Origin of the sequence: Haloarcula salinisoli (assembly GCF_019599405.1) — an archaeon.
Taxonomy (GTDB): Archaea; Halobacteriota; Halobacteria; order Halobacteriales; family Haloarculaceae; genus Haloarcula; species Haloarcula salinisoli.
In genome coordinates this window covers 1,626,544-1,638,842 of record NZ_RKLQ01000001.1, presented here as the reverse complement: position 1 = coordinate 1,638,842, position 12,299 = coordinate 1,626,544, and the positions used below count along the sequence as shown (strand labels likewise).

The 12,299-nt window shown below is 59.8% G+C and carries 15 protein-coding genes; 5 read left to right on the top strand and 10 right to left on the bottom strand.

What is annotated here, in order from left to right:
• Positions 1–78 precede the first annotated feature (78 nt).
• The 3 genes from EGD98_RS08540 to EGD98_RS08530 all read right to left on the bottom strand — a co-directional run bounded on the left by EGD98_RS08540 (position 79) and on the right by EGD98_RS08530 (position 2,570).
• A complete protein-coding gene (locus tag EGD98_RS08540) occupies positions 79–1,008 on the bottom strand; it encodes a metallophosphoesterase (protein ID WP_220587912.1) in 930 nt (309 codons plus the stop codon).
• 26 nt (positions 1,009–1,034) lie between these two features.
• A complete protein-coding gene (locus EGD98_RS08535; RefSeq protein ID WP_220587911.1) occupies positions 1,035–1,757 on the bottom strand; it encodes a hypothetical protein in 723 nt (240 codons plus the stop codon).
• A 156-nt stretch (positions 1,758–1,913) separates the two neighbouring features.
• Positions 1,914–2,570 carry a DUF8102 family protein gene (locus tag EGD98_RS08530; RefSeq protein ID WP_220587910.1) on the bottom strand — a complete coding sequence of 219 codons (657 nt, stop codon included), beginning with the start codon at positions 2,568–2,570 and terminating at the stop codon, positions 1,914–1,916.
• 457 nt (positions 2,571–3,027) lie between these two features.
• Here EGD98_RS08530 and EGD98_RS08525 point away from each other — a divergent pair, with 457 nt between their 5' ends.
• On the top strand, positions 3,028–3,300 hold the full coding sequence (locus EGD98_RS08525) for a hypothetical protein (RefSeq protein WP_220587909.1): 273 nt from the start codon (positions 3,028–3,030) through the stop codon (positions 3,298–3,300).
• A complete protein-coding gene (locus EGD98_RS08520) occupies positions 3,297–3,482 on the top strand; it encodes a hypothetical protein (RefSeq protein WP_220587908.1) in 186 nt (61 codons plus the stop codon). The genes EGD98_RS08525 and EGD98_RS08520 overlap by 4 nt, the downstream gene beginning before the upstream one ends.
• Before the next feature lie 7 nt (positions 3,483–3,489).
• Here the strand turns inward: EGD98_RS08520 and EGD98_RS08515 are convergent, their stop codons facing one another.
• From EGD98_RS08515 to EGD98_RS08500, 4 genes are all read right to left on the bottom strand, one after another.
• Positions 3,490–4,734 (bottom strand): tyrosine-type recombinase/integrase, encoded by a 1,245-nt coding sequence (locus EGD98_RS08515; RefSeq protein WP_220587907.1) that lies wholly within the window; start codon positions 4,732–4,734, stop codon positions 3,490–3,492.
• Positions 4,735–5,003: 269 nt separating this feature from the next.
• Positions 5,004–6,161, bottom strand: a complete 1,158-nt coding sequence (locus EGD98_RS08510; RefSeq protein WP_220587906.1) for a hypothetical protein — start codon at positions 6,159–6,161, stop codon at positions 5,004–5,006.
• Between the two features lie 55 nt (positions 6,162–6,216).
• Positions 6,217–6,741 carry a DUF8173 domain-containing protein gene (locus tag EGD98_RS08505; RefSeq protein WP_236039245.1) on the bottom strand — a complete coding sequence of 175 codons (525 nt, stop codon included), beginning with the start codon at positions 6,739–6,741 and terminating at the stop codon, positions 6,217–6,219.
• Between the two features lie 77 nt (positions 6,742–6,818).
• The gene (locus EGD98_RS08500; protein ID WP_220587905.1) at positions 6,819–7,859 is read right to left on the bottom strand and encodes an NAD(P)-dependent alcohol dehydrogenase; all 1,041 of its coding nucleotides are present in this window, start codon (positions 7,857–7,859) and stop codon (positions 6,819–6,821) included.
• Between the two features lie 219 nt (positions 7,860–8,078).
• Between EGD98_RS08500 and EGD98_RS08495 the strand changes: the two genes are divergently transcribed.
• Complete coding sequence (locus tag EGD98_RS08495; protein WP_220587904.1) at positions 8,079–8,378, top strand: DUF7562 family protein; 300 nt, start codon at positions 8,079–8,081, stop codon at positions 8,376–8,378.
• Between the two features lie 8 nt (positions 8,379–8,386).
• On the opposite strand, the gene EGD98_RS08490 is transcribed toward EGD98_RS08495, so the two are convergent.
• On the bottom strand, positions 8,387–8,629 hold the full coding sequence (locus EGD98_RS08490; protein ID WP_220587903.1) for a DUF7385 family protein: 243 nt from the start codon (positions 8,627–8,629) through the stop codon (positions 8,387–8,389).
• A gap of 32 nt (positions 8,630–8,661) precedes the next feature.
• Complete coding sequence (locus EGD98_RS08485; RefSeq protein ID WP_220587902.1) at positions 8,662–9,519, bottom strand: cytochrome c oxidase subunit 3; 858 nt, start codon at positions 9,517–9,519, stop codon at positions 8,662–8,664.
• 361 nt (positions 9,520–9,880) lie between these two features.
• Between EGD98_RS08485 and EGD98_RS08480 the strand changes: the two genes are divergently transcribed.
• A complete protein-coding gene (locus EGD98_RS08480; protein WP_236039244.1) occupies positions 9,881–11,260 on the top strand; it encodes a hypothetical protein in 1,380 nt (459 codons plus the stop codon).
• Positions 11,257–11,514 carry a DUF7410 domain-containing protein gene (locus tag EGD98_RS08475; protein WP_220587901.1) on the top strand — a complete coding sequence of 86 codons (258 nt, stop codon included), beginning with the start codon at positions 11,257–11,259 and terminating at the stop codon, positions 11,512–11,514. Before EGD98_RS08480 ends, EGD98_RS08475 begins: the two co-directional genes overlap by 4 nt.
• Before the next feature lie 22 nt (positions 11,515–11,536).
• Here EGD98_RS08475 and EGD98_RS08470 read toward each other — a convergent pair whose 3' ends face one another.
• The gene (locus EGD98_RS08470; protein ID WP_220587900.1) at positions 11,537–12,226 is read right to left on the bottom strand and encodes a DUF6517 family protein; all 690 of its coding nucleotides are present in this window, start codon (positions 12,224–12,226) and stop codon (positions 11,537–11,539) included.
• Positions 12,227–12,299 lie beyond the last annotated feature (73 nt).

Here is a 12,299-nt window from a genome sequence, read left to right as displayed (position 1 = left end):
GTTGGCAATAGAAATGCCAACAAAATAGTGTCAGCTGTTTATGTGAGTCTTTACCCCCATCATATCTGTTAGAAGAAGTTAGTCCGTAGGTCGGACTAATCGGTCCTCATCATCTCGACGGAGAGGGTCCAGTGGATGCTGACCCAGCTCATTCACGTATTGGGTGAATTTGTCTTCAAAACCACTAGGTGAATTTTCATACAGACCAACAGCATATTCTATTAATGTGTCTTCCGAGACAGCATCTTGCTCGTTTTGATGAGTAATGCCGTAGAAAGCAGACTGTGCCATCTCTTTCATAAGTTGTAGTTCACCGTCATAGCAGAATTGACAGTCATGGAAATCTGGCGCAAATAGAACCCCTCTCCCGTAATGCTTGGGGCACATTATCTTTTGTAGCCGGGCGAGATTGCGAAAATCAACCTCAAAGGGTGGTTCATCGTCGACAGTCACGACAAAGTAGCCTCCTATCAACGGTTCGCCCCCATGGTCGTCCGTTCGATAGAGGAAGGCCGAATTGAGACATGGGCCCTTGTATCGACCAGTGTGTTCATGACCCGAGAAGTATGCTCGTCCGTCGAAGTGATCCAGCATCGGCACGCACTCGCCGTGAGTCACAAGAATATCGTCCTCGCTCACGAGTTCCGGGTCTTGGGTGAATCTCTGCCCTGAGATAGTTATGCCTCCGTCTATTGGTATATGGGTTCCAACATCTAGTTCATACCGCTCGTAAACATATTCTGATTCAGGCCCCCTCGTGTGGTCTCGATTCCCATAGATGTAGAGGAGATCTTCATTGGCCCGTTCAGCTAAATCCACCAAGCGTGACTCCACGGATTGTAATTGTTCGACTCCTGTCTCTATTCCGTCAAACCAAGTGTTCGTGAGATCTCCTACGTGGATGATAAAATCAAACTGCTCACCTTGGGTGTCTGCTATAACCTGGTCCAATGAGTCTACATCACCATGATTATCGCCCATTACCAGAATATCTTGTTGGTCAGTCATTATGCTCTGATTTCTCCGGAGAGAAGTTATTGACCACCACTGAACCGACGCGCTAATTTAAAAAGTGGCTCAATATCGGCTTCCGTGTAATGCTGGAGGAGACGTTCAAGCTCTTGAAACTGTTGTGTCTCGGTTGTGTCCCGAATTTTGTGTTGGACATATGCTTCACCGAGTACCTCTCCGATATGAACATTAGTTACGTATGGTTCATCAATCGCCTCATGCTGTGATAGCTTTCCTATGGCGTAGTCATCATAATGCGTCTCAGGCACGGGGACATCTTCCCAGTCGCAAACATCTTCGAGCTTGACCGAATCTCGCCAAGATTCGAGACGGTGCTGGTATCTTTCGACTGCCAGTGGGTTCAGGTCAATCTGAGTAGAAAGTAGAGAATTGATTCGTTCGTGTGCTTCCGGCCAGTGGCTCTGTTCGGTTACTTGTTGCGCCCATCCCTTCAGATGAATCTCATCGAAGCGTTCCCCATTGTGTGTGAGGATGCCGTCTGCATCTCGCTCGCGACACCAAGCATCGACGCGCTGGAGGAGATCGCTTGTTGATTCGTCGTCCCACCCTCCATCTCTGAATAGTACATCCGTTTCTACAGTCTCGCCTGGGGCGGCCTGATGCCCGAGTCCTACAGCCACGAGTTCGAAATAGGATGTATCTTGGAAGTTATCTCGGCCTGGCTCTTTGTGTGGGCTTGCGGTCTCAATGTCAACTGCTAAGAGTCCATCTGGTATTGTATTCATGCGCATTTTACCAGATCGAGCTACTCCCTTATCACTCTATGAATACCAGGGTGAAAGTAAAGAACAGAGCAGCAAACCAAACGTCAAATTTTTTGAAAGTCGCAATTTCGAATCGACTCCCAGTTTCCATCCGTTGTAGATTTAGAAAGATCTTCCTCAATCAATATCGCGGAAAGGAATTTTCAAATCAATATTTGGAGATAGATTATCCGGCTTTTCTGGTTTTCTCAACTGTCCAAGATCCTCTGAATCCAACAATCCTGCTCGTGCGAGAACTCCAATCTCAGAGGGAGCAAGCTGATTCGGGTTTTTTCTGAGTTTGTCCTGAAGCTTCTTCAGATCGGGGTCGTATTCGATATCTATCGAGACATCAACGTTGGTTGCTTCACCTTCCGAACGGTTTGATTGCTCAGCATTTGCGCCAATCAGTACACCCTGCTCAATGAATTCTGCAAACCGGCTGCTATCTTGCTCTAACCCGAGATATAGAAATGCGATCATCGCAGGGATTGCATTGTTCTGATAGTACTCACCCAGTCCCTCCTCGAATATATTCGCCCGTTCTTCCGAGCCTAAGAGTCTATACAAGATGATGTAGTCCTGGAAGGCATTGACAACTCGCTCTCGTATGTCCCGTTTCCGATTAGATTCGGACTGGGCGTGGGCGTATTCGCGTAGTCCGTAAAAATACTCTCTATCTGCATGTGTGAGTATTCCTCTCGGACGCTTTGGTAGACTCTGCTCTCTATTGAAGATGGAATGGTCCTTCGAGAATTCCTCGATCTCGTCACTCGGGCTGTTTTCTTCATCCATAGTTCGTCGGTTTCCGCCTACAATATACAACACTCACACCCGAAATAGCTTTATCGGTATGGTGTGTGGTGGTAATCGAACAGGAGATGACGAAGGCAACAGAGTCGCGGATCCCATGTTCGCGCACGACGCGTCGCCTGGTGAAAGATCAGAAGCGAGGCGGCGAATCATACGATTCGCTACTCCAGAAGATGGTCACGCAGTACGACCCCGACGAAACAGTCGAGAGTACGGAGTAGAGAAGCGACTATGACACTGTACAGTTCCACGCCCGCAACCATCCCGGCCAAGGACACCGGTTGCCGGCGTGTGAAGGAATGGATCGGACCGAATAGATCAGATCCTGTACTAAGTCATCCATCGGGGAGCGACAAAACAGTTCCGGCGGCTTCGTCGGATATTGCCTACCAATCTATTCCGCCCGGTCGGACTGGCCACCCATCGGCCATTCGACTCAATGGAAAACAGTACCAACATCTGCGGCGACAGCATCGATTATGACCTTGCAGCCGGCTCCCGAGCCTCTGAACAAGAGCTCTATCGGGATGCCATGGCCCAGGCCGAAGACTCGCTAGCGCTCATCGCAAAAATACAGGAGGACCGCAGGAACTATCAGGGCACGATCTGCGAGCCGCTCACCCGCACGGAGATCAAGTCGCTGATTGAGTATTGGCAGATGTATCTAGGGCACGCTCTCAGCGTCCTGCAAGCTCTGGAGAAACAGCGGTGAGTGCGACGGACGAGATGCGTGAGTTCGTCCGCGAAAACAGTGACATGCTTAGCAGAGTTCTCGCGTGCGGGAACGACGAGGCTCGCGCCTACGCCCTCGCCCTGCTAGCTAACTGTGACGAGGTCGACAGCGTCGAAGAGGTCCAAGAACAACTGAATCGGATCAAGCTCGAATCGAGCTGATTCGATGCTAATTTTCAGACAGCGCTTCGGCAAAGGACTGCGCGTCTCCGAAGAGGTCGGGGTTGTTTTCGATCAGGTCCGTGAAGTCACGGGCACGCTGGAGGTCCTGGATCAGCTCCGGCTTCTCTTGAGCAAACCGGAAGAGTGCGTCCCGAACTTCTCTTTCCTCGTCTTCGAGTGCCTGCACTCCAGCGTGGTCGAGAGCCTGATTACACCAGACGCAGGTCGGCTCGTGACGCGGGGTGTCTTTACCACACCGTGGACAGCTGACTGGCCCGAGGGGTTCGGGCTCTTCCTCTTCGATATCGACGCCCTGCATTCGCGCGTACTCGTTCTCGGCTTCGCCGCCGAAACGAGCCACATAGTGGGCGGTCGCATCACTTCCTCGCTTTCGTCCTTGGCGATCCTCGATGTAGGCTTGGTTCATCCCCTTCTCGGCGAGGTACGAGGCATTCGACTTTCTGAAGTTCGTCGGCGTGACGGGCTTCGTTACGCCGGCTCGCTTCGCGACATCGTCGAAGATCGCCCGGAACCGTCGATAGGTGAGTTCTTCGGGCTCGCTGAGCTTCGACCAGAGCGGCGCATCGGGGTCGTCACTACCGGGATGGTCATTCAGCCACCGCTGCAGGTAGGGGACGCTGGGGATCAGTGTAACCGATCGCTGTCCCTTTTTTCCGTCCACGAAGATACGGAGGCCGTGCTTCGCGTCGGAAATGTCTCCGACGGTGAGCGATTGCAGTTCACCGCTTCGAGCACCTGCATCGAAGGCGACCGTTATGAGCGCGGCGTCGCGGGAGTTTCGTGCTTCGTCGGTCATCGGAATCACGTCTTCTTCCCATTTCAGCATCTCTGCCGGATCGGGAACCGGGTCGTGGCTGTTCGATGTTCCCGATGGAACCCAATCGATGCTTTCAGGCGTGCCGTCGCAGTCGGTCGTCCGACGGCCGAAAATTCGGAGGGCCGTCCGGTAGTCGTGGTTCGTGTATTCGTTGTCGTAGGTCTGGTTAATCCACCGAACGATGTCCTCGGCAGCGTTGCGGTTCTCGCGGGCCGCTGCGAGATCACCGACCTGCTCGGCTATTCGGGTGCAGTGACGGAGCAGCTTCTCGTGTCGGTAGTCGGTATACTCCGATTTGAGCAGATAGAGTCTATCACTGAACGCGAGGAGGGCCTCACGGTCCTCTTCGCAGATATCGCTGGAGTCCTGTATGCGTTCACGCAGGGACTCGACTTTGGCTCTCGTTTCGGTCATGCCGATAACTTAAAATTGATACAAGAGATTATGAAGATGATGTTCACATCCCTCCACCGGCTTTCTGCTCCGAAAGCGAGACGGGAGCGAAGCGACCGTCTCGGAACCGTGAGCGGTGTAACCGCGAACGAACGTGAGGAGCGAAAGCCAGATAGAGATTTGAATCAGGGAGGAGCTTCGCTCCGACCGTAGTTCACAATCCCATCACCGACGACGAACAATGCGTAGCGGACGCCCGGCTCAGAACCCCGAAGGAGAGCACCTGTCGCTCACAGACCCAGGCCGGTGCTGTATTCCAGCGTTCCGAATCCGGTGCCCATCGATGCTTCGTCGATGCGTCTGTCGCCCACACGTCCGGCGAGGCCGGCCATGCGGAACATGAACTCGTTGTAGCTCCAGTGTGCCGACACCCGCCCACCGAGTCTGTCGCGGTCGAGCCAGTTTCGCGCGTGGCCGTAGGTCTGTGCGACGAAGGTCACGTAATCGCCGGCATCGTTCTCGACGCGAACGTCGAAGTCCGGGTGCTCGCCGCTCTCGAGGAGTGGCTCGATGCTGATTCTGTCGAACTCGACGTGGTCCTCACCGGAGCCCCAGTGCCAGAATCCGGCCTGTCTGAGCGGAATCGTCAGCCGTTCGAGCCTGCGTGAGTCGAAGAATTCGTAGCCCCGCCGGAACAGCTGCGGGCCCAGAAACGGAACCAACGCCGAAAAGGAGGTCCCGTCGGGGAAGATGGCCCAGATCCACTTCCAGGGGACGAGTGGCATGTCGAAACAGACGCGCTGGAAGTAACACGACCCCGAGAGCGTCTCCGTTCCATCGGGCAGGTCGAACTCACCTTCGAACTCCATCTGGCGCCAGGCGACGACCTCGGCGCCACCCAGCGGCGTGTCGATATCCAGTGAGTGGTGTGGTGAGGTCATCTTTGAATCGAGTTCGCCCCACGCCTCGAACTCCGCCTCGGCATCGTCGCCGACGACGTGGGCTCGCAGTCCCAGCGGGTCCGAGGTCCCTGTTATCTCGCTGCCGCGTCTGGTGCCGTCCTCGCCCTCTGCCCAGGCCTCGATACGGTTCTCGTCGCGGGAGAGGACCGCTTGGGCCGGCTGCTTGACGACGTGGTCGTGGACGACGTCGGCGTCGCCTGCCCACCCGACCGTCGTCGCGTTAAATCTGTCCACGCCGCCCGTGATGGGTCGGTCCGGGGACATACTCAGGGGAGGGAGGTCGTTGACACGACACGACTCACCCATACAGGCGGCTATCGAGAACATGAGCTGTCGTGGACCGTACCCTTCCTCACCATCGGGGAAGAGTAGAAAGAACCACCAGGAGGAGGAGGTCCCGTTCTGTCGCTCCGGGTTTTGCCACCAGATCTTCTCGAAGACACGCCGATGCTCGGCCAGTGTCCTGTCTGTGAACGCGCCAGTCATCAGATACGTCTCGCTTGACTGGTCGCACAAAGGATGTATCGGTTTCGACACCCGTTCACCCCAGATAGTCACGCAACACGGCCCCGAAGCCGGCTGCGCCGATGGCGAACGTGACGATACCGCCGATGCCGGTCAGGGTGAGCGCGCCGTTGATACCGGCCCCGACCAGAAGCGGCTTCACCCAGCCGTCGCCGCGGCCGACGAGCCGCTCGCCGATGGCGATGAAGGCGATGGCGCCGCCGACCGCCCAGGCGACGTACAGCACGATTGCGAGCGGGATAGCGACGATGATGCCGACGATGGTAATCGCGAGCACGAAAATCACGAGGGCGAAGAAAATCAGCGAGACGAACCCGTAGAGGAAGGAACTAATGGGCTCGTCGAGCAGGGTGGCCATCTTCCGCTCGGTGTAGTCGGGCGCGACGGCGACCAGAATCGCCCCGACGACGAGCGTGGTGAGGAAGGCACCGATAGCGCTCCCGACCAGATTCAGGAACGGGTTCGCGACCGGCTCTAGTTGCGGGCCAGGGCCCGGGCCCGTCTGTAACGCCCCGATGACCAGTTGTGACGGAGCGGGCATACCTGTAGACAGTAGGGCGGCGATGAAAAGGGTGGGTGTGAACTGGCTGATAGCGGTTCCGTCCGGGCCCGTGTTGCTCAGGGGATGATGACCGCGCGACCGTCTATCTCCCGTTCTTCGAGTTTCACCGCCACGTCGTTGACGTCTTCGAGGTCGTACTCCGTGGTGTGGAGGTCGACAGCGCCGCGTTCGACAAGCGCAACCAGCTCCTGCAGTTCGGCGTAGCGGCCGACGATGTTGCCCTGGAAGGCGAACTCGCCGTTGACGAGCGCCTGTGACGGTTCGTGGATGTGGCCGCCGTAGCCGATGATGTGGTGGTCGCCGCCGGCCGCACAGATGTCGGGCGCCAGGGACGTCGTCTCGTCGGCGCCGACGAAGTCAAGCACCTGTGCGGCGCCGACGCCGTCGGTGATGCTCCCGATTTCGCTGGCTACGTCCTCGCTCGTCGGGTCGATGGTGTAGTGAGCGCCCAGCTCCTCCGCGAGGTCACGTGCGGACTGTTTGATATCCACGCCGACGATGTCGGCGGCGCTCATCGCGTCGATACATTGGAGGCCGATGTGGCCCAGCCCGCCGACGCCGATGACGACCGCGGCGTCGCCGGGGTTGAGGTCCCGGACTGCCTTCTTTGCGGCGTGGTACGCGGTGATGCCGGCGTCTGCGTGGGGCGCGATATCGGCCGGATCGACGCCGTCGGGCAGCGGGATGACCGACCGCTCGCTCGTGTGCAGCAGGTCCGCGAAGCCGCCGTCCGTCGTCAGCCCGTTGAACGCGTCGTTCTCGCAGTACATCGTCTCGCCCTGCCGACAGGGGCGACAGGTACCGCAGGTCTGGACCGGATGACAGATTACCTGGTCCCCTTCCTCGACCAGCTCGACTTCCTCGCCGACGGCGACGACGGTACCGGCGTTCTCATGACCCAGTGTCATCGGCAGCGGCTGTGGGACGTACTGCTCCCACATCCCCTCGATGATGTGGTTGTCCGTCTGGCACCAGCCCGCCCCCTCGACCTCGACGATGACGTCGTCGCTGTTTGTGACCTGTGGCTCGTCTACCTCGTCGATAGAGAGCCCCTCCTCCATCTCGTCTGTGTACTCGTGTAGTCTAGCAGCGCGCATCTCTTGAATGTAACTGATAATTCGTTATAAACTTCCGTTGTTAATTTCTCGTCCAGTGTCCCGAAAGGGCTCTGACGCTCTCTCTCGGGTATGTCGGCGTGCCCCATCATTTATAAGCGGACCTCGAAGGTGGGGCACAAGAGCGAGTGTGTGGACGCGTGAACGCACGGACATGGCGACCACCGATGCTGTGTCAGCCACGGAGGTGCGTGTGTAACGATGAGCTTTCGGAACGCCTGGCACCGCGAGTCGTCGACTGTCACCTGTATCGCCTGTGGGGAGTCGGTGGCGCGCTCGGCGGCCCGCGAATACGACAAGTACGGCGACCGATGGGACCGCGAGGACAAATCCTTCGAGTACCTCTGTAAGCCCTGTGACCGCGAGCGCTGTCACAGCCCGCGTGAGGGGCTGGAGGACAGGCTCGTCGAGTCCGCGGTCGGCACGGACTCTCCCGAGGCGTTCGTGGCCCGGTATCTCGCCCTCGCCCGCGAGGCCGGCTCACCAGTCCAGGAAGAGTGACCCCGGCGTCAGTGTGTCAGCACGAGCAGGGACTCGTCGGTCCGGGCGAGACAGAACGGCCCCCCCGGATTGCCGAAGCTGTTGGTCCGTCGCTCGCTGACGAACAGGCGCTCGAAGGGCTCGCCACAGGCCGGGCAGGCAAACCCCTCGCGATTTTCCAGCGTCATCGTCCCGCGGTCCTGTTTGAGCAGTTTCAGCCCGTGGCGGTAGTCGTGGACGTCGAAGCCGTCGCTGACGTCTAACTCTTCCATGAGAAATCAAGAGGGGGGAACGTGCTTAAGCGTTAGACCACGTTCGCGCCGAGGTAGAGGACGACGACCAGGAACACCCAGACGACGTCGACGAAGTGCCAGTACATCGAGGCGGTCGAGACGGAGGTGTGGCGCTCGGCGGAGTACTGTCCGTACCAGCCACGGACGAAGACGATACCCAGCAGGACCGCGCCCATCGTGACGTGCAGGCCGTGGAGCCCGGTCAGCCCGTAGAACGCCGAGCCGTAGATACCTTCACCGATGGTGAAGCCCTTGTGGACGATGAACTCGTAGTACTCGTAGACCTGCCCGCCGATGAAGATGACGCCCAGGAGCAGGGTCACGGCGAGCAGTTTCAGGAAGCCCGAGCGGTTGTCGTTCCGCAGGGCCACGTGGCTGTAGTGCAGCGTGACGGAGCTGATGATGAGGATGACGGTGTTGACGACCACCAGCGACCCCCACACCTCGGGGATTTCGGCGGCCAGCCAGACGTCCGTTCCGCGGACGAAGAAGTAGTAGACGAAGCCGGCGCCGAAGGTCGCCACCTCGGAGCCAAGGAACAGCAACATCGCGAACTTCAGCGTGCGTCCGGAGTGGTGGTCGGTGCCACGCTCCCAGAAGTCGACGACGAAGGCGTGATACAGCCAGCCGTAGATGCCGGCCAGGAACAGGCCGATGCTGCCGACGGTGACACCGGCACCGATGGTCGTACTCACGAGCGCGCTCTCGCCCATCGCGAGGACGAGCAGCGCCGCCCCGACGTATATCCCCGACCCGCCGATGGCTGTGATGAAGGGCCACCAGCTCGCCTCACCGAAGCCGTGTGGCCAGTCCTCGGTCGCTGGGAGGTGGTGTTCGTGCCCTCCCTCGTGTTCGTCGGATGTACTCATATCGCTCCCTTACGGACGGAGTATCAAAAGCCCATCCCATTGGATGCGAAGTGCCGACCGCTGGGAGGAACTTCGAAGCGGAACGGGGAGCGTAGCGACCCGTGGAGCAAGCGAGGTATCGACCGAAGGGAGATACCTCGAAGCGGAGCGGCGACTGGCAGGAGCCGCGGAGCGGAGCGAGACGTCGACCGACGGGAGACGTCTCGAAGTGGAGCGGGGAGCCTCGCGACCCGCTGAACAGGCGAGGTGCTGACCGACGGGAGACGTCTCGAAGTGGAACGGTGAACGTAGTGAACCGTGGAGACTCACACGCCACGCCCATGTCGGAAGCTACACGGGGCCGAGACTCGTAGGGCCGCTGATGACCACGTGTCGACGCCGCGTCGTCGGCTGGCTGGCGGGGACGCTGTCGCTGCTGCTGGCGGCGGGGACCGTCTCGGCCCACGGGGGGAGTCTCGCAGGGGGCGGCCGCGAATCCATCACGGTGCCGACGTGGCTGTTCCTCTCGACGGGCGGGGCCGCCGTCGGTGCCTCGTTCCTGCTGGCCTCCTTCGTCACCGACCGGTCGTTCATCGAGCGTATCCACGACTGGGGAGTGCCGCTGACGGTAAGTGACTCGCGGCTCCCGGTGTTGCTTGCCCGTGCCGTCGGCCTCGCTGGCTACGTGACCGTCCTCGGCATCGGCTTTGTCGGGCCGACGACCCCGCAGACGAACCTCGCCATCCTGCTGGTGTGGGTCGGCTGGTGGGCCGGACTGGCCATGACGGCGTATCTCATCGGCAACACCTGGCGGATACTGAACCCACTCGATACCATCGCGCTAATGCTCCCGTCGCTGGGGCGGGACTACCCCGCCCGCGCGGGCGCCTGGCCCAGCGTCGTCGGCCTGCTGGCGCTCATCTGGCTCGAAGTCGTGAGCCCGCTGGCCGACGACCCGCGCCTGCTGGCGACCGCCATCGTGGGCTACAGCGTGCTGACGCTGTCGGGGGCCGTCGTCTTCGGCCGGGAGACGTGGTTCGCGGAGGCGGACCCGGTCGAACGTGTGTTCCGCTACTACGGCCGCGTCGCGCCCATCGGCTGGGCCGATGGCGGCCTCCGACTGCGACTCCCCGGGATGGACCTCTCGACGCCGCGGCTGGTCGACGGCCGCGACGAGGTGGCCTTCGTCATCGCCCTGCTGTGGGGAACCACCTTCGACGGGCTGGTGACGACGCCCGCCTTCACCGACCTGACGACGCCGCTGGTGGCGGCCGGTCTCCCGCCACAGCTGCTCTACCCGCTGGCGCTGGCCGCCGGGTTCGGACTTTTCCTGGGCGCGTACTGGCTCGCCGTCCGGCTGAGTCGCCGGGTCGCCGACACGTATCTCGACGAGAGCGAACTCGCCGAGCGCTTTGCCCCGCCGCTTCTGGCCATCGCCGCGGGCTACCACCTCGCACACTACCTGGGGTACTTCCTCGTGCTCGCACCGGCCCTGTGGGTCACCCTCCTGTCGCCGCTGTCGGACCCCGGCGCGGTACCCATCTACGAGCCGCCGAGCTGGTTCGGTAGTGTCGGTATCGCCGCCGTCGTCCTCGGTCACCTCGTCGCCATCTGGGTGGCCCACGCCGCGGCCTACGACATCTTCCCCTCCCGGCTCCAGGCCGTCCGCTCGCAGTACCCCTTCATCGCCGTGATGGTGTTCTACACGATGACGAGCCTATGGGTTATCTCCCGACCGGAGGTGCCGCTCCCGTACCTATGACCGACGACTACGACGTCCCCGCGGACGCAGAGACCTACGAGTGTCGCTACTGTGGGCGCCCCTTCGCTCGCGAGGAGTGGCTCGCCCTGCATCGCGGGCTCGACCACCCGGCACAGCTCGACGACGACGAAGTCGCGGCGTTCCGGGCGGCCCACGAGGCTGAGGAGTCGGCGCTGGGGAACTTCCGACTGCGAGCACTGGGTGCACTCGTCGTCATCTACTTCTGCCTGCTGATGATCTACGCGCTGGTCTGAGACCGAAAAACGTGGCGCTCTTTTAGTCGCCGCTGTGCTCGATACCCTCGAGCAGCTCGTCGACGTTATCCTCCTCGTCCATCGCCTCGGGGTGGACCCCGACGGCGATGATGACGTCACCCTCGTGTTCGTAGCTGACGACGTGGGCCCGCACGTCGACCTCCTTGCCCTTCATGTTGGTCGTCGCGCTGAACTCACTGACGTTTCGGTCCTCACCAAGTGACTCTGCCGTCCGCGTCTCCTCTTTATCGAGGTTGTTCAGCTTCCCGGTCTGGTCAGCGACCTGCTCGAGGATGCGTTCGTTGGACCAGCTCGCCGCTGGGTTGAGCGTCTGACCGAGCACTTTCGCCCCCGGTGAGGAGACCACGACGAACTGTGCGAGATCCGGGACGTTCGTCGCATCGACTCGGTCGCGCTCGACGGCCAGGGCCAGCGTCTCGTTGCCCGTCGCTTCGGCCAGTGTCCCGTTTTTCGTGTGCCGGTTCAGCTGATTCACGATGCGGATGGTCCGCTCCTGACCCAGGAAGCTGACGTCCCGGGTAATCGAGCGTTCGGAAGAATTGTTCAGCGTGTAGTCGGTCGAGTCCACTTCGGCGTCCTCGACCGACGCATCGTTGGCCTCGAACTCCACAGTCTCGCCCGTAATTAGTCCCACACAGCCCGAGGAGACAACTAACAGCGCTACCACAGCTGTCAGAATGATACGTCGCATACCAACACAGACTATTTTTCTTCCTCTTAAGTTTCGTGGCCTCAGGCGCGAGTGAAAGAAATGCCGTCGAGCC